Below are 20,359 nucleotides of genomic sequence, written 5' to 3'. Positions count from 1 at the left end.
TTTCTCACACATCACATCATCATCTTCAGAAGCGAAAAGATTTCATCATGACTTACTCCCCGTCTCGCCGTACCGCCCTCAAGTCCCTTGCTGCAGCCGCCGCTTTTGCTACTCTGCTCAGCGCCTGCGCCGGTGAAGGTTCCGGTTCCGCTAACGCCTCCGGTGCTGCCGGTGGTGGCAATCAGAACACCGTGACCATTGACTACGCGACCTACAACCCGCTGTCCCTGATTATCCGCAAGAAGGGTTGGCTTGAGACCGCCCTCGCCGCCGAGGGTAAGAAGGTTGAGTGGGTCAAGTCGGCCGGTTCGAACAAGGCGAATGAGGCGCTGCGTAGCGGCAATATTGATGTTGGCTCGACCGCCGGTTCGGCGGCGCTGCTGGCACGCGCTAATGGCTCCCCCATCAAGGTCATTAGCCTCTACTCGCAGCCGGAATGGTCGGCTCTGGTGACCCGCAAGGATTCGGGCATCACCAAGGTTGCGGACCTGAAGGGTAAGACCGTTGCCGTGACCAAGGGTACCGACCCGTACTTCCTGCTGCTGCAGGCACTCAAGCAGGAGGGTATTTCCGCTTCGGACCTGACCATTCAGAACCTGCAGCATGCCGACGGCCGCACCGCCTTGGATAACGGTCAGGTCAACGCGTGGAGCGGCCTGGACCCGATCATGGCTGCCGCCGAGGTGGAAAGCGGCGACGTGCTCTTCTACCGCAACCTGAACTTCAACACCTACGGCTTCCTGAACGCCACCGAGAAGTTCATTCAGTCCAACCCGACCGCCGCACAGACCATCGTGGACGTGTACGAGTACGCTCGCGCCTGGGCTAAGAAGAACCCCGAAGAGGCTGTGAAGATTGTCGAGGAGGAGTCCGGCATTAAGCACGAGACCGCCCAGGTCGTCATGGAGCGCACCCACCTGGATATCGACCCGGTTCCGGGCGCTAAGCAGGTTGAGGTTCTGAAGGGTGTCGGCCCGATTCTGGTGGAGTCCGGCGACGTTCCCTCCCAGTCCGACGTGGACAAGGCGCTGAACAGCATTGTGGACGACCAGTTCGCAAAGAAGGCTGACAGCGTAGCCGTCGAGAAGATCGCGAAGGTGGTTGAGAAGTAATGACCGCCGCAACGGTTACCGCCGCCTCCAGCGCTCGCGCTGAGCGTGCCGAGAAGCGTGTCTCTTCCGTGAAGCTACCGTCGAACCCGTTCGCCGGTAAGCAGTACCTGGGCCTGATTCTTCCCCTGGCGCTGATTGCCCTCTGGTACATTCTGAGCACGAACGGTGTGTTCACCCAGGTTCAGCTGCCCTCCCCCGACCGTGTGGTCAGCGCCGGTGTTGAGCTGGCGCAGCGCGGCGAGTTGGGCCGCCACGTGGCAATTTCTACTCAGCGTGTGCTGATTGGTTTCGGCATTGGTGCCGTGCTCGGCCTGGTGCTGGGTGCACTGATTGGATTGTCTGCGCCGGTGCGTCTGATTGCCGCACCGACCATTGGTGCACTGCGTGCCGTGCCGTCCCTGGCGTGGGTTCCGCTGCTTCTGCTGTGGATCGGTATCGGCGAGAATTCCAAGGTAACCCTGGTTGCTATTGGTGCATTCTTCCCGGTGTACACCACGGTTTCTGCGGCTCTGGCGCACGTTGACCCCAAGCTTGTGGAGGCGGCACGCGCCTTCGGCCTGAAGGGTCTGCGCCTGTTCACCACGGTTCAGCTTCCCGCGGTTCTGCCGTCGGTCGTTTCGGGTCTGCGTCTGGCGCTGGCTCAGGCGTGGCTGTTCCTGGTCGCCGCTGAGCTGCTGGGTGCATCCATGGGCCTGGGTTATCTGCTGACCGACTCGCAGAACAACGGCCGCACCGACCGCCTGCTGCTGGCTATTGTGGCGCTGGCGGTGCTCGGTAAGATTACCGACGCCTTGGTGGGTGTTTTCGAGCGCTGGGTGAAGGCGAAGTACCCCAGCAACTAACGCCACCAGCAATTAGCACCACAGCTAAACGCAACACTCAGCACGCGCTGAGTTTTAGGAGAGATGTCCGCCGCGTGGTTGCTCCCCAAAGGTGAGCTAATCATCGCTACGCGCCGGAGAAAGAAGTCGGCGGGGAAACCTGTCGCCTACTGAATGATGATGATGTGCCCCGCCCCGCGCCCCACAGTAGTGAGCGCGGGGCGGGGTCTTTAAATATTTCGGAATATTACGAACCGATACACAGCATGCCGAATATGACGGTCCCCTTTGCGTCCTGGCCCGGAGCGCGCTTTACTAAGAAGGCAAACCATCCAGAGCGACCGAGAGACCTGGCTCCGTGACGTCGCAGCAACCCCCTCGCCAACGCACACACAGACCCCACGGTCACACAGACAGCGGCACGGCGAGCAAGGGTGCTAATGCCAGCAACCGATGGGAGAATAATGGGACTGCCCACCCCCTACTCGTTCACCGACCCGCTGAACCCCACTCCGAACCCCGCGCTCGAATCTGACGAGGCACGCGTCGAGTTCTGGGAGAAGCAGGCGCAGCGCCTCACCTGGGCTGAGCCCTGGCACACCGCGCACCGCTTCGAGAAGCCGAAGTCCCTCGGCTTCGATGAGGACGGCATCGAACAGTTCACGATTCCCGAAATTAAGTGGTTCGAGGGCGGTAAGCTGAACGTCGCCTACAACTGCGTAGACCGCCACGTGGAGGCGGGCCGCGGCGACAAGGTCGCCCTCTACTTTGAAGGTGAACCCGGCGACCGCGAAGCCATCACCTACGCCGAGCTGCAGCGCCGCATCGCGAAGGCAGCGAACGGCCTGCTGTCCCTGGGCGTGCGCAAGGGTGACCGCGTGGTCATCTACCTGCCCGTCATCCCCGAAACCATTATCTTCACCCTCGCCTGCGCGCGTATTGGTGCGATTCACTCGCTCGTGTTCGGTGGTTTCTCCGCCGAGGCGCTGAAGTTCCGTGTGGAAGACACCGGCGCGAAGGTTCTCATCACCACCGACGGCCAGAACCGCCGCGGCAAGGTCGTTCCCGTGAAGGTCAACGCCGACGAAGCATGCTCCGGTGAGAACAACATCGAGCACGTTATCGTGGTGGACCGCACCAGCGCCTCCGACCCGGTGGCGCACGCCGCTGTGCCGTGGACTGAGGGCCGCGACGTCTGGTACCACGACCTGGTGGACGACCAGCCGGATACTCACGCCTACGAACTGCACGACGCCGAGGATCCGCTGTTCATTATTTACACCTCCGGCACGACCGGTAAGCCCAAGGGTCTGGTGCACACCATGGCTGGATACCTGGTGCAGACCGCGTACACTCACGCGCTGCTGTACGATCTGCTGCCGGATTATGTGGACGAGAACGGCGTGCTGCGCCCCGACGAGCTGTCGGCTGTTAATGACCCGGAAAAGGTTGAGTCCACCGTTCACTGGTGCACCGCCGACCTGGCGTGGGTGACCGCGCACACCTACGAAATCTACGGCCCGCTGGTTAACGGCGTGTCCGAAGTGATCTACGAGGGTACCCCGAACACCCCGCACTTCGGCCGCCACTTTGAGGTCATCGAACGCTACGGCGTGACCAACTACTACACCGCCCCGACCCTGATTCGTTCCCTCATGGGTGCGTTCCCGAACGGCCCGGAGCCCGGCAAGTACGACTTCTCGACCGTGCGTCTGCTCGGTTCTGTGGGTGAATCCATTAACCCGGAGGCGTGGCGTTGGCTGCGTCAGCACGTGGGCGGCGGCACCGCGGCGTTCATCGACACCTGGTGGCAGTCGGAGACCGGTTCGACCGTGTGCTCCCCGCGCCCGCACGACCCCGCGTTCGCGCCCGAGGGCACCTACCCGGAGGGCACCCCGCACTGCACTCCCCTGCCCGGTTGCGCTACCCGTGCCGTTCCCGGCGTGTCCACCCGCGTGGTGGATGAGCACGGCGACCCGGTCGAACCCGGTAAGCAGGGCTTCATCGTGGTCGATAAGATTGGCCCCTCGATGGCTCGTACCGTGTGGCAGAACCCGCAGCGTTACCTGGATTCCTACTGGCGTCACTACGGCGAGCGCGGCTGGTTCCTCGCTGGCGACGGCGCGAAGGAAGACGAAGAGGGTAACGTGTACATCCTCGGCCGTATTGATGACGTGATTAACATTTCGGGTCACCGCCTGTCCACGATTGAGATTGAGTCGGCTCTGGTGACTCACCCGGCTGTGGTTGAGGCTGGTGTCTGCCCCGTGGAGGATGAGCTGACCGGTCACCAGGCGGTCGCCTACGTGACGCTCACCGATGAGGGTAAGGACCTGACTGAGGATGAGCTGAAGGCGGCGCTGACCGCGCACGTGCGTGAGCACATTGGCCCGATTGCTAAGCCGAAGGACGTTGTGGCGGTTGCCGATATCCCGAAGACCCGTTCGGGTAAGATTACTCGCCGTCTGCTCGGTGAGCTGTACCAGGGCCGTTCTTTGGGCGATGTTTCTTCGCTGCAGAATGAGGAGGCGCTGGGCCACATTGCGCAGGTGCTGGTGGATACCGGCCGCGTGAGCTAGGCCCTCTAGGCTCTGTTGCTGAGCTGAGCCGAAAGCCACATAGAGTAAAGGTGCGGATACCGAATGATGATTCGCTATCCGCACCTTTTGCTATGCCAGTTTATTGAGCTGACAAGGCTCTCAACCGGCAGCGTGCCGCCTTCAGCCTACTTGATCAGGCCCAGCGAACGAGCGTGTTCGGCGGTAATGCCGCTCGGCTCAATGTGCTCGGGGCCCTTGTCCTTCTCGGGGTGCTCGGTCGCCTGGAAGCGGATCATCTTCACATCGTTTGCCGCGCCCAGGTTCGTGATCATGCCGTCACCGTTCAGGTCCACGGACACCGGCTCGGTGTCGATCTTGCCGTTGCCGTTGAAGTCAATCGGCTGGTTGGCGGGCTTGCCCTTGTACAGGAAGCCAGCCGCGCGGGGACCGAAGCCGCGCGCCTCGTACAGCTTCGCCTCGTTGAGCATGCGGTACTCGGCGGTGGAGTAGCCGAAGTAGCGACTACCGTCAGCCATGGGCACGCCGGTGAGGGTGTACTGGTAGTTCATGACGCTGTAGTAGTTGGGCTTGTAGTTGATTTCGTCCCAGCCGCCGTGGCTCAGTGCGAGGTTGTGGCCGAGCTCGTGCACGAACACTGCCACGCGGATGTTGCTGCTTGCCTTGCCCCAGAAGTGCGGGCCGACGGTGACCATAAAGTTACGACCGCCAAAGTTAGCGATACCGGAGGAGTAGCTGTTGTCGTAGTAGTCGCCCCAGATCATGTAGTGGAAGGTGCCTTCGCGGGCGGGGTTGAACTTACCTTCAGTCGCCTTGATGCGATGGAGCGCCTTGAATTCGCTGTCGAGTGCCTGGTAGCTGATTTCGTTGCCGCCGCCGAGGTTATACTTGGCGCTGCGGGCGTCACCGGCGTCCAGGTGGATGTTCACGCCGTGGGTGCCGTCGGGGTTGCGCAGGGGCAGGTCGGCGTAAATCTTGGTGATGCGGTCCAGCTCGTCTTCGCTGGGCAGCAGGCCTGCCATGTAGTCCATCTCGACGAAGATGTCCTTGTGCTTGGGGTCTGCGCCCAGTGCGGGGAAGTCGACATCGATTTTGCCGTCGCCGTCGGCGTCATAGCCCTTCATTTCCCAGGTATTGGGGATGCCGTCGCCGTCAATGTCGGGGCTGTAGGCGTTTGCTGCGGGGGCTGCGATAGTGCCCAGGCAGAGCACTGCGAGGGAGGCAAGCGTGACGCGTGCGCTCTTCAGAAATGCCATGTTGTGTTCCTTAGTGTGTGGTGACCGGTGGTGTTTCGGTGGAGCTTGCCGGGAGGACGTTCTCCACGGTTTCCATGATGCTCCCGTTTCACGCGCTAGGTGAGCTGGGTGCCGTAATGTTCATACATTGAGGTAATAGTTGAGATAATTTTGAAGATGAGCTGAATTACATTAGAGTATCAGTAATTCAAATCACACGCATCACCACATTCTTAATGACAAGAGAGATCCCATGACTTCTTCCCCTAATACCGCGCGCAACCTGAACCGCCGCTCCCTCGTCAAGGGTGCCGTCTGGAGCGCCCCCGTTATCGCAACCGCCGCAGCGGTACCCGCCTACGCGGCATCCACCGACGCGCAGGAGACCCCGACCCTGAAGTTCGGTGTCTTCACCCAGGCGTTCAACTCGAACCCCGCCAACGACTTTGATACCCGCTACGGCCTGGACTCCTACACCGTGCAGGTCCCCAACATCACCGCAACCTCCACCACCCCGCAGAGCCGCGGCGGCGGCACCTTCACCCCCGGCGGTAGCGTCGGTGCAGGCCTGTACGGTGGCGCGGGTCTGTGGATTTCTGCGCCCATCAACTCCAAGGGCGAGTTCCAGGGCAGCTCCTGGCTGTACCCTCAGGCGCACCTGCAGGTGACCTTCGAGTTCACTTTCCCCACCGCGGAGGACGTCACCGACCCGCTGCTGTGGGACGTCGATAACGACGTTGAGATCCCGGCACTCGCTAAGAGCGAGGGCGGCGCGAAGACCAACAACCCCGCCGTGGCGGCGTTCAACGGCATCGCATACACTGCGAAGTTCTACGAGCCGACCATCGAGGATAACGTCTGGACCGGCGTACTGGACATCCGCACCTCCGACTACCTGGAAGCCACCGCGAAGGACGGCGTGAGCTACGCGCAGGTGCTGGCTTCGCTGGTTCCGGTGTACTTCACCGAGGTGACTTCCAGCTACACCCTGACCACCACCGCTCAGATCACCAGCGGTAACGTCGCAATGCAGCTGACCGAGGGTGGCGAGTACACCTTCCAGGATCTGGCTGGTTTGCGCGCTTCGGCAACCATCACCCGCTAAAGTACCGAGCATAAACAAGGGGGCCCGGCATCCATAACGGATGCCGGGCCCCTCGCCGTGTTTAAGGCTTATCCTACTGGGCACCGCCGGTAGCTACTAGAGGCTAGTCCTTCGCGGGAACCAGACCCTCAGCTGGTAGCAATAGTTCATGACGCTCAGGTAGTTCGGCTTGTCGTTCACGTCATCGGTGCCGCCGGGCAATAAAAACCTAGCACTTCATCATAACGCCGTCTTGAGCCCCGCACGAGAATTCTCATCATGCGGTGCTGTTTGAGCGCATCAGCACAGGGAATGCGGGTATCTGTCGTTCTCGGGAAGCATAAGAAAAACCATAGACGTTGCGGCACAGCAAGCCTATTCTGGATATACAAGTATTTTTCAACATACAGGAGGATACGATGGCTAACGTTACGATCATTGGCGGGCACGGCAAGGTTGCTCTTCTGGCCGAGCCGCTGCTGGTGGAGCGCGGGCATGCGGTCAATGCGCTTATTCGCAGGCCGGAGCAGTCAGAGGATATTGTCACGCGCGGGGCGAACCCTGTGGTCGCTGACATTACCGCGTTGAGCACCGAGGAGATGGCGAAGCTCTTCAAGGATTTACATACAGAAGTGCTGGTGTGGTCCGCGGGTGCGGGCGGTGTAGGTGGCCCCGAACGCACCTATGCGATTGACCGTGACGCTGCGATCCGGTCGATGGATGCGGCGCGGCTGGCCGGTATTAAACGGTACGTGATGGTATCGTACCTGGGCGCGGGTTCCGGGCACGGCATCGACCCTGATGACAGTTTTTACGCCTACGCCGAGTCGAAGACGATCGCCGATGAGCACCTGCGCGGCTCGGGGCTGGATTACACGATTCTGGGGCCGGGGACGCTCACCCTTGAGGAGGCAGGCGGCATTACTCTGGGGATTGAGCCCGCCCACACGCCCGGCGCCGAATCTAATACTCCGCGGGCCACCGTTGCCCAGGTGCTGGCGGCGGTTCTTGAGGACCCGTCCACGGTTGGGAAGGCGCTCCCGTTTATTGGCGGGCCCACCCCGATAGCTCAGGCTCTCGCATCGGCGCCTAACAGCAATAAGCTGCGCTAGGGTTTGCCGGATGCACCCGCCCCGGCTGAGTGCGGACGCGTCCCGAGCCTCTTCACGGGTTTGGGGCGTGTTTTTCTCTCACGCAAGGTTGGTGCCGCATCGCTCAGTATCCTAAAGTACCATGTATTTTTAGAGCAACTGCAAGAGGTTCCCGTGGGATTCTTCGATCTCTTCGCCGACAAAACCCCGGACGAGCCCGCCGAGGCGTAGCTTACCAGGACATTTCTGGTCTGACTGCTTCGGCGACCATTACCCGCTAAGGGGCATGAGCCGCTAAGACAGCGAATTTAAAACACCAGGGGCCCGGCATCCATATTGGATGCCGGGCCCCTTTGCTTTCGGGCTCAGCCTATCGGCTGCCGCCGAGGTAAATTGTCGCAAAAAGTAGTTCCCAAAAAAAGAGAACTGTATTACAATGTATATATAGTCTTTAGGAACGAGGTACCAACTATGGAAAACCTAGTAATTTCAGTCTTTAACACCGAAAGCGAAGCTTATCAGTCCTTTGCAGATTTGAAGGCTTTCCGCCAAACTCAGACGACCAAGGTTGCTCAAATCGCCCTGGTCAAAAATGAAAACGGTCATATCGTTGAAAAAGAACGCTATGATTTTGAAGATTCAACGACGGATGCAACCCTAAAAGGTGGCTTGCTCGGTGCAGTTATCGGGCTTTTGGGTGGTCCTATCGGCGTCTTGTTTGGTTATGGTATTGGTAGCCTCAATGGTTTGGTTGCTGGTGCTACCGTTGATACGGCAGAAGCTGGCCTGATTGACGTTGTTTCTCAAAAATTGACTAACGGTGAAACAGCCGTTGTTGCCTTGGTGCAAGAAGACAACGAAGCAGTCATCGATGCTTACTTCACCAAGTACGACACCCAAATCGTGCGTTGGGATGTAGCAACCGTCGTAGCCGAAATCGAAGCAGCTCTGCAAGTCCAAGAAGACCTCTACAACCAGGCGCGTGCACAGATGAAGGCTGAACGTAAAGCCGAACGCAAGGCTAAGCTTGAAGAATTCAAGGCGAATGTCAAAGCAAAGTTTGACAAATTGAAAGCGTAAGCACCCAAGCATCTCATAAAAAATAGGCTATCTACTTCTGGTAGATAGCCTATTTTTTTTAAAAACTAGATTTTAGAAAGAGGAAGTGAGGATTTTGGCTCAAGATCTTGAACAAATCAAGGAAGACAATGGCAAAAATACCAAACTCAAGGTGGGGATTTTAGCCATCTCTCTTTCTCCAGGTGGATGTTGATGCCGGTGGTGCCGTTCGGGTTGCGGAGGGGAAGCTGGGCGAAGGATTCGGTGATGCGGTCGAGCTCTTCCTCGCTGGCGAGCAGGCCGGGCATGTAATCCATCTCCACGAAGATGTCCTTCTACAGCGGGTTATTGCGCTCTCACGAGGTTTCAACACCTCAGGGCAACAATAACCCGCTTCATCATACACAGAGTGCATATAGATTTTCTCCGGTATAGCACCATATCTCAGGTTATGCACCGCTTATGCCGTAAAAGCGCTCTGATAAGCCTTCTATTTAGTGTTTTCTGACTCAGGCTCTGCCTCAGCGTTCTGCGCGGCAGCCTTCGCCTCGGAGGTCTTCTTGGAGGCATAGAACAGGCACACGACCGCGCCCACCGCCGCGGCAACCAGGGGCAGCATCATGGAATCAGCCATTGCCGCCGCGTAGGGTTCACGCAGCATCTGCGGAAGTACGCCTCCAGCAGCACCGCCGTGAGAGCTACCGCCCGCTGCGGCAGCCGGGCCCAACGCGGACAGGTGCGAGGTAATCGCAGAAGCCATAATCGTCGTAATCGCAGCCGAACCAAGCACCGACGCCATCTGGCGGGTCTCGTTATACACGCCCGAACCGGCACCGGCACGCTGCGGAGGCAGGTTACGGGTCGCAGACACCGACAGCGGACCCCAAATGCAGGCGTTCGCCGCGCCCAGAATAATCATCGGGCCAACCATCAGCCACAGGTTGCCGTCCGCAACCATCGTCGGGCGGAGCAGAGCAAAACCAACAACCATCAGCGTAAAACCAATTACCGCAATCCACTTCGGGTCGTTACGGTTCAGACGCGCACCCACCACCGGCGCCAACGCGCCCGAGAACAACGCCATCGGGGCGGTCATCAGCGCAGCCTGGGTCGGGTCCAGGCCCTCCACCTGCTGCAGGTACAGGGTCAGCGGGAACGCCATACTGATAGCAACCACGCCCATAGCGGAAATAGCCACATTCGACACGGAGAAGTTACGGTCACTGAACAGGCTCAGCGGAACCAGCGGCTCACGCGGGTTAATGGCCTGCCAACCGATGAACAGGCCCAGCACCAGAATGCCGGCAATAATCAGGCCCCACACGCTCACCGGAACACCGGTGCCCATGAACGAGTCAGTGATGGTGCCCCAGTCGTAGGTGGCACCTTCCTGGATACCGAAAACTAGCAGGAACAGACCGACCGCCGAAAGCACCACGCCCAACCAGTCGAAGCTGTGCTTCTTCTGCTCGAACACCGGCACGTTACGCCACGCCAAGAACAGGCCGACCAGGCCAACCGGAATGTTGATGAAGAAGATCCAGCCCCAGCCGAGGGTATCCACCAGCACGCCGCCCAGAATCGGGCCGACCAGCGAGGCGACACCCGCAGTCGCACCCCAAATGCTCATGGCGACACCGCGCGCATTCGGCGGGAACATCAGCGTAATCAGAGACATGGTCTGCGGGGTCATCAGCGACGCGCCCAGGCCCTGCACCACGCGGGCGGTAATCAGCGACTCAACATTCGGCGACAGACCACACCACAGGGAGGCAAGCGTAAAAATAGCCATACCGATCATGTACAGGTTCTTCTGACCGAAGCGGTCACCCATACGGCCGGTAATGAGCAGCGGCACCGCATACGCCAGCAGGTAGGCGCTCGTCACCCACATGCCCGCCGACAGCGACGCATCCAAATCCTGCAGCATGTGCGGCAGGGCGATGGTGACAATATTGCCGTCCACCAGAATCATGAAGAAGCCAACAACCAGGGACCAGAGAGCAGGCCAGGGCTTGTACGGTGCCTTCGCCGGGTTACCGACGAGAGGCGCTTTTTTAGGGCGTGAACTCAATGATCCTCCAGGGGATGGGTTGTATGCGGGTAGATGTCTGTGTGTTCAGTATTGCCGCTAAGTGAATGCCCCTAATGTTACTCCTTTTCAGGCCGCGGCTTCGGTTGCTCTACCCTTATTCAGCTCTTCACGGCGTGTGCGCGCGGCAACCAGGCGACAGGAACGCCGAACCCTCTAGACTAAAGCTATAGAAGCTATCAGAGCGCCACCACCGGCGCTCACCCCCATCAGACCACCCTCAATGAGATGACCCCGGGAGGACCCATGGGTTTCTTTGATTTCTTCACCGACCGCACCCCAGCAGAACCCGCCGAAATCCGCCTCGTCGCTTTCGTCAGCGGCAAAGTGCAGGGTGTGGGTTTCCGCTGGTGGTGCGCCGGAACCGCCAAGCCCATGGGCCTGACCGGCTACGCCGAAAACCTCGACGACGGGCGTGTGAAAGTCGTTGCGGAAGGTACTGCCGCCTCCTGCGCTCGCCTGGTGGATGTGCTGCGCGGTGACGACACCGCCGGGCGCGTGGACGAGGTGCTCGTCGAGTGGGAGGAGCCGAGCGGCTCGTTCCGCGGCTTCGGCATTCGGTAGCTAGATAGGCTCCGAGCCTAGTGAGCTCCAGAGCCTAGTTTGCCCAGAGCGCCGCAAATTGCGCGCGGGTCATATCGGCGCGGCGCACCCGATGCTGGACCGGGTGACCGTTCTCATCGGGGCGGCCGGAGTTCGGGTCAATATCGTCATAGATGCCGGTGAAACCCGCTTTAACCGCGACTCGTTCGGAGGGTTCGTTACCCGCCAGGGCGGTCCAGCGGACGGTATCAAGACCCAGCCCGAGCGGGTCGAAAGCGTAGCCGAGGACGGCTCGTAGCGCCTCGGTCATGTAGCCCTTTCCGCGCGCCTTCGGGGCGGCGTAATAGCCCAATTCGGCGCGAGTTCCGGGGCTTTCGGGGGTGCCATCAGCCAGGCGCAATTCAATGGTCCCGGCAAACACGCCGGAGGCGTCAATCGCCCAGCGCTGAATCTGCCCGGCGGCAATCTGGCGGGCGGTGGTGAGCAGGTAGTCCTCGGCGTCCGCGCGCGTGTAGTTCAGCGGAATACGGGTGTAGCGGAGGATTTCTTCGTCACGGCAGGATTCTACGATGTCGGGGATATCCGCCTCGCGCAGGTGGCGCAGGGTGAGGCGTTCGGTAATGAGTTCGGGCTGGTTGGGCTCTACATATTCGCTGTGTTCTGAGAAGTCACTGCGTTCTGAGAAGTCGCTGTGTTCGGGGGTCATGATTCGAGCTTAACCCCTGGGGTTTGTAGGTGGGATTTGCGCATGGAAATTTGCACGTGGAGATTTGTGCGGGGAAGAGCTTTTTGAACACCTCGGAATGTTCAGTGATGCATATCATAGTTAAACCTTCGGGTTTTAATCCAACATCACTTGATTATTATGAATTATTCATAATAAAATAGTTATCGAGCCCGCCCAATGGGCACCACTTAGAACAAGCGCCGCGCAACGAATCCGCGCGGCACAAAGCAGAAAGAAGAACACTATGGCAGTTCTGACCATCGGCGACCAGTTCCCCGCATACGAGCTCACCGGCGTTGTCCCCGGTAAGCTGGCTGACATCGAAGCAACCAAGCCCGAAGACTACTTCACCACCGTCTCCTCCGAGGGTCTGGACGAAGACACCTGGCGCGTCGTCTTCTTCTGGCCGAAGGACTTCACCTTCGTTTGCCCCACCGAGATTGCTGCATTCGGCAAGCTCGCTGACGAGTTCGAGGCACGCGACACCCAGGTGATCGGTGTTTCCGTTGACAACGAGTACACCCACTACGCATGGCGCCGCTCCCACGAAGAGCTCCTGGACCTGCCCATCGTCATGGCATCCGACCTCAAGCGCGAACTGACCGCAGCGCTGGGCATCCTGAACAAGGACGGCGTTGCAGACCGCGCAACCTTCATCATCGACCCCCACAACACCATCCAGTCGGTCTCCATTACCGCTGACTCCGTCGGCCGTAACACCGACGAGGTACTCCGCCAGCTGGACGCGCTGCAGTCCGACGAGCTGTGCGCATGCAACTGGAAGAAGGGTGCAGCAACCATCGACGCATTCAAGGAGATGAAGTAATCCATGAGCATCGATAACCTGCGTTCGGCTCTGCCTTCCTACGCGAAGGACATGAACCTCAACCTGTCCTCCCTGCCCCGCATTAGCTCTCTCACCGAGCAGCAGCTTTGGGGCGCGATCCTCGCAACCGCAGCAGCAACCAAGGTTGACTCTGTTGTTGTTGAGATTGCTGCAGAGGCTAAGGAGCACCTGAGCGACACCGCTTACGAGGCTGCTCTGGGCGCTGCAACCATCATGGGCATGAACAACATCTTCTACCGCACCCGTGGCTTCCTGAACGGCGCCTACGATGACCAGCGCGCAAACCTGCGCATGCAGATCATCGGTAAGAACGGTGGCATTGAGAAGCTGGACTTCGAGATGTTCGCACTGGCAGTGTCCGCAGTCAACGGCTGCTCCCACTGCGTTGAGGCTCACGAGCACACCCTGCGCGAAGAGGGCGCAACCAAGGAGCAGGTCAACGACCTGATTCGTATTGCTGCAACCCTCGGTGGCGTGGCACAGGGCATTCAGCTGGCTGAGGCACTGGGCTAAACCCACTCAGCGTTAGAGCACACACAGAAGCGGCGCATCCACCCCTTTACGGGTCGGATGCGCCGCTTCCTTTATGCACAGATTATGCCCTGCAGTAGCTAAAAACGCGTTGGACGGCTTTCCTAGCTCCCTCGATTTGGCGCTATACAATGCCTGTATGCGGTACTGTATTTTGGACTCCACCAGCCCTCTTCCCAGCGTAGAAGAACTTACTGAGCTTTACGATTCTGTGGGCTGGAGCGCCTATACCAAAACGCCCGAACGTCTCATCCCGATGTTGGAAGGGTCGCGGTATCTATACACCGCACGAGAGGCAACCACGGACGGAACGGGACGACTCGTCGGGCTAGTCCGCGCCGTCGGGGACGGACAATCTATCGCCTACATTCAGGACCTCCTAGTGCATCCACACGCCCAGCGTCAGGGCGTTGGCTCTGCGCTTCTAAAGCGTGTCATTGATGACTTTGACCGAGAAGACATTCGACAGCGACTCATTACTACCGACGTCGCTAGTGAACACGCCGTTGCGCTCTACAAATGCTACGGTTACGCCCCCGTAGAGGTAGCAGGATGCATCACCCTTGCATGCTATCGATGAGGCAATATCTCATACGGCTCGACTCGTTCAAACTGGCTGAGGCACTGGACTAAACCCACTCAGCGTTAGAGCACACACAGAAGCGGCGCATCCACCCCATCACGGGTCGGATGCGCCGCTTTGTTTTAACTACTTTTGGCTGTCCGCAGCGCCAATGCGCAGGGCTGCATCCCAGCTACTCGCCAGGCGCGTCGCCGCGGCCACCAGAGCCACCAGATCCTCGGCGTACACCGGGGTCGAGCGCACGCCCGCACACCAGTCAATCGTGCCCAAACCCAGCCAGGGCTTACCGGGGAAGAACTCGCGCCGCAGCGCCACGCGGCGCTTACCCAGGGCGCGGCGACCGGGCACGTACCCGCCGCGGCTGATGAACAGCGTCTCGCGGCCCTCGAACTCCACCAGCGCCTCCAGGGCCCTCAGCGCAGGAACCCAGCTCGGCTCCCCCACGCTCGCCAGGTCGGCCAGTTCGGGATACTCGCTCTCGTGCTCCGCCACGCTCACGCCCAGGATGTACTGGTAGCGCACCTGCCCGAGCTCCTGCGGCAGGCCGCGGTCAGCGGTCTGAATCGTGCCGCACAGGTGCCGAACGACCGGCTCACCTTCGGCGTTCACGCCGGTCAGGGGCTCGCCGTCCCGGTAGATTGCGGGGCCGTCCAGATAGAGCCCCACCGCGCCGGTACCCGTGATGTTGGGACGCACCGACCAGCCGGGAAGCGCCTCCTCCAGGCGGGGCACCACGCCCCGCAGGATTTCGAAAACTTCGTCACGCGATACCGTCACGGCGGCTCCTTTCACCTTACGCAGATAACGATTTGCGATGTGGCCCGGTCTATCAAACGACCGGGCCACATGCCTTCAGTATTCGTCTAGACCCAGCTTAGCGAGCGCTCAGCTTATGGGAGGGTAGCCACACCATGAGCGCCGACAGCGCCGCACCGGCAAACATCATGATCGCCATAGACTCCACCGCATTCAGGGGGCTCAATGCCAACAGTAGCGAAGAAATGATGCCACTACCGTCCTGGAAAGAACCCAGCGCAGAAACAATCATGACAGAGCATTGGGGGTGGAGATTCACTCATTCTACGCACATCTTTTAACGCGCCCACAAGCTTCTCCGTTACGTCTCAGAGCTCGTCATGAGCACCTTTCAACTAGGAGCAGAGGCGGCGGCGGGTCTACAATAAATCGGTGCCAGTTCAGGTACGCGCACAGGCAAACAGAGCCGGATGCGGTGATAACGTCGTCACCCGACCCCCCCGTTGCGCGCACTTCCCCTACCGGTACCCACAGCACACGCATCACGTACGCAGGAGAACGCCCATGCACGAGCTCTTTGACCCGGATCAGGTATTCCGCATCGTCGACATTGCCGCCGTTGTCGCTAACGGCCTGCTCGGCGGTGCTGTGGCGCGCGCCTTCCGATTCGACATTGTGGGCTTCCTACTGCTTGCGGTCGCCTGCGGCATGGGCGGCGGTATGATTCGCGACATCCTACTGAACTCCGGACTGCCCGTGGCACTCACTGACGGCGGCTACTGGGTGGGTGCTATCGTTTCTTCCATCCTTGCGTACAGCATCGATTTGAGTGCCCGCTGGGCGACCCGAACCATGCTCATCATTGACTTCATCGGTATGGGTGCGTGGGCGGCAACCGGCACCATTAAGTCCCTGAACTTGGGCCTGCACTGGCTGCCCGCTATTGCACTGGGTGTGACCACCGCGGTCGGTGGCGGCGTTATCCGTGACATTATGGTCAACCGCATTCCGGCGATTTTTGGCGGTAACTCCCTGTATGCGACAGTCGCGTTTGTGGGTGCCACCGAGACCGCCCTCGTGACGGGCCTGCTCCACCGCCCGAACCTTGCGATGGCACTGTCTATTTTCTTGTGTCTGGTGTTTGGTGTGCTCTCCCATATGAAGAATTGGCAGCTGCCGACTACCCCGGCTGAGCTGCGTGTGCCTCGCCCGCGTCTCTTCACTTTTGGTAAGCAGGAGGACCGTGCCGTTGCTAATGAGGGCTGGGCCCCTGGTGCTCCGCTCACTGAACAGCTTGAGGTGATTAATGCTGAGCAACTGGAGGAGTACCGCCGCTCTAAGGGTCTTTCAGAGTAAAAACCAATATATGCTGAATATAGAATATGGGCTGGTTTCCGCACGTCAGATGATTATATGACCGGCAGAAACCAGCCCATATTTGCTATATGCAGTACGACTAAATCGTGTACTCGGTGCTGTCGTACACCGTCAAGAACTTACGGATACGCTCATCATCCGAAGCAAAGAAACCGGCCGGCTCACCGTTATAGCGCAGGGTACCGTTCTCCAGGAACACGATACGATCCGCAACCTTCTTCGCAAACGCCATATTGTGCGTCACGATGACCAGGGAGCGGCCCTCCTTCGCCAGCTGCATGAGCACGCGGATAACCTCCGCCTCCAGCTCGGGATCCAGCGCACTCGTCGGCTCATCAAAGAGCAGGTAGGAGGGTTCCAGCGCCAAGGCGCGGGCAATCGCCACACGCTGCTGCTGACCACCCGAGAGGGCGTCCGGGTAGGAATCTACCTTGTCGGCAAGACCCACCTTCGCCAGTAGCTCGCGGGCACGCTCCTGCGCCTGCTGAGCGCTCAGGGTGCCGTTGAGGGTCGGGGCGAGCGCCACGTTCTTCAACGCCGTGTAGTTCGGGAACAGGTTAAACTGCTGGAACACCATCGCCGAACGGGAACGAATATCACGCACCTGCGCGTCGGTGAGCTTCTGACTGTAGTCCACCTGCGCGTCGTCAATGGTGAGCGTGCCGGACTGCGGGGTTTCCAGCAGGTTCAGACAGCGCAGCAGAGTCGACTTACCGCTACCGGAGGGGCCCAGAATCACCGTGGTCTCACCGTCGGGGATGTCCAGGCTGATGTTCTTGAGCACCTGCGTATCGCCGAAGCTCTTCGACAGGGAATCAACGCTAAGCATTGTTGCTCCTTACGTAACGGTTGCTGTACTTCTCCAGCGCCGACTGTGCGGCGGTCAGCAGAGTGAAAATCACCAGGTAAATGATGGCGACCTCGGAGTACATTGCCAGCGGCTCGAAAGTACGCGACGCGATCTGCTTACCGGTCTGGAACAGGTCAACCATTGAAATGACCGACACCAGCGAGGTGCCCTTAATCAGGTCGATAAAGTTGTTGCCCAGGTTCGGCAGAGCAATACGCACCGCCTGCGGAATGACCACGTGGCGCAGGGTCTGCATGCGGGTGAAGTTCAGGGTTGCCGCCGCCTCAAACTGGCCGCGCGGAATAGCCGCCACCGCGGAACGGAAGGTCTCCGCCACGTACGCGCCGGTGTGCAGGCTCATCGTGATGATCGCGGCACTCCACACGTCCAGGGCAATACCGACCTTCGGCAAGCCGTAGAAGACGATGAACAGCTGCACCAGCAGCGGGGTGCCACGGAAGACCCAGATATACAGCCAGGCCAGCCAGTTCACCGGGGCGAAGCGGCTCGTGCGCGCGCCAGCGGAGATGATGCCCACCAGCAGCGCCAGCGCGAAAGAAATCAGCGACAGCGGAATAGTCACTGCCAGGGTCGAGCCCAGCAGCTGAGGCAGGGACTCAGCCCAAAGATTCAGGTAGCGTTCCATGAACGGAACTCAGCTCCTTTAATTAGTTCTTCGGGGAGAGGTCTTCGCCCACGTACTTCTCGTAAATCGCCTTGATGTCACCGTTCTCCAGGTGCTTCTTCAGCGACTCGTCGATAGCGTTACGCAGGGCGTCCTGGCCCTTAGGCAGCAGGATGGAGGAGTTGCTACCGGTGCCCAGGTCACCGGAGAGCAGGCGCAGGTTAGCGTCCGGGTGCTCTTTGAAGTACTCAGCGAAGGACACGGAGTCGTTCGCGGTCATCTCTGCACGGCCCGAGAGGACCTGCTCGATAGCCTCATCGAAACCGGAAACAACCACGATCGAGGCACCCTTCGCCTCCACCATCTTGCGGAAGTTCGAGGTCTCAGACTGCGCCGAGGAGTGGCCGGAAATCTCGCTCACGTTCTGCAGGGAAGAATCCTTCTTCACGGCGACCTTCGGCTCGGAGTACAGGTAGGGTACGGAGAAGTCGTACTTCTGCTTACGCTCGTCGGTTGCAGAAACGTTGTTGATGACGATGTCGTAGCGGTCAGCGTCCACGCCGGCAATCAGGGAATCCCAGGGGGTTTCGGTGAACTCTGCGGTCACGCCCAGGTCCTTAGCGACCAGGTCGATGATTTCCTTCTCGAAACCGACCAGGGTGCCGTTCGAGTCGTGGAAGGAGAAGGGGCGGTAGGTGCCCTCCAGGCCCACACGGATCTTGCCGGCAGACTTAATAGCCTCCAGCTTGTTGGTGCTGGATGCGGTGCTGCTGGACGAACCGCACGCTGCGAGCAGTGCAGCCAGGCCGGTGAATGCGGAGCCTGCGAGGACGGTGCGGCGGTTAATCATTGCGGACATGGTTCTTCCTTTGCGTCGTAGTTGATGCTCTTGTAGTTGCGGGTTGTCACCCTGCGGTAACCCGGGGCATCGTGCGGTGTGCCCCTCTCTGCGGGTGCAACGCTGGCTATCGTACAGCTATTCCCGGTGGGAAAGAATTCAACGTAATATTCCGTCACAATCTGCAAGAGAGGAAAACCCGGCGGTCGGTACGCGTGTGTGCTGAGTACCGGCCGCCGGGCTCCACACTAGGATACCGGCTCAGCACCCCAGAACATAAGGGTAGGTTTACCTTAAAGCTGAACTGCCCTCCACTAGGGGCGATGCTGCGCCCTCAATCTCGCCCAAACACGCCGGATGCCCTGTCGGGCGCTACACCCGGCACTACACCGAGCATAGAAGGAGGGGCGCACCCGGGACTCACCCCGGGTACGCCCCCTCCCTCAGTCCCGTGAGAACGCCAGCGTCATAATGCGAGGCCAGCGGCAGGAATGGCCATCACGTTAAAAATCTTCCGTGATCCCACCCCGATACTGTAACTTTCATCCTGCTCCACTAAAGCTTTTATCGCTTTCCACGCTTCCCGCTGACGACGGGTGTTTCCCTGCAAAAGAGCAACGTTAGCGAAGCTGACCAACATACCTTTCGGGTCCGCCTCGCGGAGGTCCTTAGCAAAAATTTTGGGCTTTGCAGAGGTATCAGTCGTCGGCATCATCCAGAGGCGAGAACCATGAGCTACACGGTTTCTCAGAGTGGTCAGAGACTTTAGACGGCCCTCAAAGTGCTTATGGTTCACTCCCATACGCTCTGCTGTCTTTTTGTAGAGCAGCAGCTTTTCAGCGTCTCCGGACTCGGGGATAGTTCCTGAAGCATAACTTTGGACCACGGCATGGGAGAGAAGCCCTAATGAAAACGAATCGACAACAGACCACAGGGGAAGCTCTTTTTGCATCATCTCTCGAAGCTCCTCAACGTCTTCCCAGTCATCCAAGTTTTCAGAGGGGTTTTTAGAGGAACTTTTTCCGCAGGATTTCCACCACTCCTCAATACGCTCGCGAACATACGGTTCACGGTATCGCAGGATATGCCGCATCATATCTTTGATGAGGGCATCTACTGGCCTGTCCTGGTCCATACAGATATATGCATCCGGGTTGAGATACTCATGGGGACTACGATAAGTGCAAAATACATCCACCCATGCAGCTCGAATCGCTTGTTCGCTCTGCCTCATGTACCCGTACAGAAGGGAAGAGACCTTCACATCCATACGCACAATATCTAAAACATCCGAGATGCCTGGGTTTTCGGGTAGAAGCCCTTCGCTCTTGTATTTGTTGTAATTACGAAAGTACCCCAGAAGGTAGTGGAAATTAGAGCATGCAAGCATGTCTCGGTCATCGTCGCTCAGGGTTATTCCCTGAGGAAAATACCTCTTAGCAACAAGGTATTCCTTCTGGTCCTCTATTGAAGGCAGAAATACGCACGATTCCTTGGGCACAACCACTGCTCTCCTTACTCGGTTCGCCGTAGAACCGAACATAAAAAGGACCCCCTCGAGATGCGCTTGAATCAGAGGCGGAGGGGGGACTGTTACTACAACAATAACATTGGAGCTACATGCTCTCAA

At 59.2% G+C, this 20,359-nt stretch carries 20 protein-coding genes and 1 pseudogene; 11 read left to right on the top strand and 10 right to left on the bottom strand.

Going from position 1 to position 20,359, the window contains the following annotated elements; genetic code table 11:
- The first annotated feature begins 47 nt into the window (after positions 1-47).
- The 3 genes from HMPREF2845_RS06940 to HMPREF2845_RS06930 all read left to right on the top strand — a co-directional run bounded on the left by HMPREF2845_RS06940 (position 48) and on the right by HMPREF2845_RS06930 (position 4,512).
- Positions 48-1,112: an aliphatic sulfonate ABC transporter substrate-binding protein gene (locus HMPREF2845_RS06940; RefSeq protein ID WP_049346576.1), complete on the top strand. Its 1,065-nt coding sequence runs from the start codon at positions 48-50 to the stop codon at positions 1,110-1,112.
- Entirely contained in the window at positions 1,112-1,954 is an 843-nt protein-coding gene (locus HMPREF2845_RS06935) for an ABC transporter permease (RefSeq protein WP_049340216.1), read from the top strand. The genes HMPREF2845_RS06940 and HMPREF2845_RS06935 overlap by 1 nt, the downstream gene beginning before the upstream one ends.
- A gap of 443 nt (positions 1,955-2,397) precedes the next feature.
- Positions 2,398-4,512 carry an AMP-binding protein gene (locus tag HMPREF2845_RS06930; protein WP_070634276.1) on the top strand — a complete coding sequence of 705 codons (2,115 nt, stop codon included), beginning with the start codon at positions 2,398-2,400 and terminating at the stop codon, positions 4,510-4,512.
- A 146-nt stretch (positions 4,513-4,658) separates the two neighbouring features.
- Here HMPREF2845_RS06930 and HMPREF2845_RS06925 read toward each other — a convergent pair whose 3' ends face one another.
- Positions 4,659-5,747, bottom strand: coding sequence for a C4-dicarboxylate ABC transporter substrate-binding protein (locus HMPREF2845_RS06925; RefSeq protein WP_070634275.1), 1,089 nt, complete (start codon positions 5,745-5,747; stop codon positions 4,659-4,661).
- Between the two features lie 232 nt (positions 5,748-5,979).
- Between HMPREF2845_RS06925 and HMPREF2845_RS06920 the strand changes: the two genes are divergently transcribed.
- The 3 genes from HMPREF2845_RS06920 (at position 5,980) to HMPREF2845_RS06910 (ending at position 8,981) form a co-directional block, all read left to right on the top strand.
- Entirely contained in the window at positions 5,980-6,831 is an 852-nt protein-coding gene (locus HMPREF2845_RS06920; RefSeq protein WP_070634274.1) for a transcriptional initiation protein Tat, read from the top strand.
- Between the two features lie 398 nt (positions 6,832-7,229).
- Positions 7,230-7,922, top strand: coding sequence for an SDR family oxidoreductase (locus tag HMPREF2845_RS06915; protein WP_044151027.1), 693 nt, complete (start codon positions 7,230-7,232; stop codon positions 7,920-7,922).
- 450 nt (positions 7,923-8,372) lie between these two features.
- Positions 8,373-8,981 (top strand): DUF1269 domain-containing protein, encoded by a 609-nt coding sequence (locus HMPREF2845_RS06910; protein WP_044150839.1) that lies wholly within the window; start codon positions 8,373-8,375, stop codon positions 8,979-8,981.
- 176 nt (positions 8,982-9,157) lie between these two features.
- On the opposite strand, the pseudogene HMPREF2845_RS06905 reads toward HMPREF2845_RS06910, so the two are convergent.
- A pseudogene (locus HMPREF2845_RS06905) lies at positions 9,158-9,295 on the bottom strand (C4-dicarboxylate ABC transporter substrate-binding protein); the annotation flags it as partial.
- 155 nt (positions 9,296-9,450) lie between these two features.
- On the bottom strand, positions 9,451-11,034 hold the full coding sequence (locus HMPREF2845_RS06900) for a DHA2 family efflux MFS transporter permease subunit (protein ID WP_070634273.1): 1,584 nt from the start codon (positions 11,032-11,034) through the stop codon (positions 9,451-9,453).
- A gap of 264 nt (positions 11,035-11,298) precedes the next feature.
- Between HMPREF2845_RS06900 and HMPREF2845_RS06895 the strand changes: the two genes are divergently transcribed.
- The gene (locus HMPREF2845_RS06895) at positions 11,299-11,616 is read left to right on the top strand and encodes an acylphosphatase (protein ID WP_049327397.1); all 318 of its coding nucleotides are present in this window, start codon (positions 11,299-11,301) and stop codon (positions 11,614-11,616) included.
- Positions 11,617-11,650: 34 nt separating this feature from the next.
- On the opposite strand, the gene HMPREF2845_RS06890 is transcribed toward HMPREF2845_RS06895, so the two are convergent.
- Positions 11,651-12,301, bottom strand: a complete 651-nt coding sequence (locus HMPREF2845_RS06890) for a GNAT family N-acetyltransferase (RefSeq protein WP_049346563.1) — start codon at positions 12,299-12,301, stop codon at positions 11,651-11,653.
- Positions 12,302-12,566: 265 nt separating this feature from the next.
- Between HMPREF2845_RS06890 and HMPREF2845_RS06885 the strand changes: the two genes are divergently transcribed.
- The 3 genes from HMPREF2845_RS06885 (at position 12,567) to HMPREF2845_RS09500 (ending at position 14,280) form a co-directional block, all read left to right on the top strand.
- The gene (locus HMPREF2845_RS06885; RefSeq protein WP_049346562.1) at positions 12,567-13,148 is read left to right on the top strand and encodes a peroxiredoxin; all 582 of its coding nucleotides are present in this window, start codon (positions 12,567-12,569) and stop codon (positions 13,146-13,148) included.
- Between the two features lie 3 nt (positions 13,149-13,151).
- Positions 13,152-13,682 (top strand): alkylhydroperoxidase, AhpD family, encoded by a 531-nt coding sequence (locus tag HMPREF2845_RS06880; RefSeq protein WP_049346559.1) that lies wholly within the window; start codon positions 13,152-13,154, stop codon positions 13,680-13,682.
- A gap of 73 nt (positions 13,683-13,755) precedes the next feature.
- Positions 13,756-14,280: a GNAT family N-acetyltransferase gene (locus HMPREF2845_RS09500; RefSeq protein ID WP_314938644.1), complete on the top strand. Its 525-nt coding sequence runs from the start codon at positions 13,756-13,758 to the stop codon at positions 14,278-14,280.
- Between the two features lie 129 nt (positions 14,281-14,409).
- Here HMPREF2845_RS09500 and HMPREF2845_RS06870 read toward each other — a convergent pair whose 3' ends face one another.
- Together HMPREF2845_RS06870 and HMPREF2845_RS09315 are read right to left on the bottom strand one after the other, a co-directional pair.
- Positions 14,410-15,060, bottom strand: coding sequence for a hypothetical protein (locus HMPREF2845_RS06870; protein WP_049346558.1), 651 nt, complete (start codon positions 15,058-15,060; stop codon positions 14,410-14,412).
- 97 nt (positions 15,061-15,157) lie between these two features.
- The gene (locus HMPREF2845_RS09315) at positions 15,158-15,331 is read right to left on the bottom strand and encodes a hypothetical protein (protein ID WP_162837467.1); all 174 of its coding nucleotides are present in this window, start codon (positions 15,329-15,331) and stop codon (positions 15,158-15,160) included.
- Positions 15,332-15,603: 272 nt separating this feature from the next.
- On the opposite strand from HMPREF2845_RS09315, the gene HMPREF2845_RS06865 reads away from it, so the two are divergent.
- Positions 15,604-16,395 carry a trimeric intracellular cation channel family protein gene (locus HMPREF2845_RS06865; RefSeq protein WP_070634272.1) on the top strand — a complete coding sequence of 264 codons (792 nt, stop codon included), beginning with the start codon at positions 15,604-15,606 and terminating at the stop codon, positions 16,393-16,395.
- A gap of 100 nt (positions 16,396-16,495) precedes the next feature.
- Here the strand turns inward: HMPREF2845_RS06865 and HMPREF2845_RS06860 are convergent, their stop codons facing one another.
- The 4 genes from HMPREF2845_RS06860 to HMPREF2845_RS06845 form a co-directional block, all read right to left on the bottom strand.
- Entirely contained in the window at positions 16,496-17,245 is a 750-nt protein-coding gene (locus HMPREF2845_RS06860) for an amino acid ABC transporter ATP-binding protein (protein ID WP_070634271.1), read from the bottom strand.
- A complete protein-coding gene (locus HMPREF2845_RS06855) occupies positions 17,238-17,912 on the bottom strand; it encodes an amino acid ABC transporter permease (protein ID WP_070541738.1) in 675 nt (224 codons plus the stop codon). The genes HMPREF2845_RS06860 and HMPREF2845_RS06855 overlap by 8 nt, the downstream gene beginning before the upstream one ends.
- Positions 17,913-17,934: 22 nt before the next feature.
- Positions 17,935-18,750 (bottom strand): transporter substrate-binding domain-containing protein, encoded by an 816-nt coding sequence (locus HMPREF2845_RS06850; RefSeq protein ID WP_070634270.1) that lies wholly within the window; start codon positions 18,748-18,750, stop codon positions 17,935-17,937.
- Between the two features lie 445 nt (positions 18,751-19,195).
- Positions 19,196-20,230, bottom strand: coding sequence for an Abi family protein (locus tag HMPREF2845_RS06845; protein WP_168163718.1), 1,035 nt, complete (start codon positions 20,228-20,230; stop codon positions 19,196-19,198).
- Positions 20,231-20,359 lie beyond the last annotated feature (129 nt).

The organism is Rothia sp. HMSC065B04 (assembly GCF_001812285.1).
GTDB lineage: Bacteria > Actinomycetota > Actinomycetes > Actinomycetales > Micrococcaceae > Rothia > Rothia mucilaginosa.
Note: the sequence above shows the minus strand (reverse complement) of the source record. Positions and strands in the feature narration are given on the sequence as shown.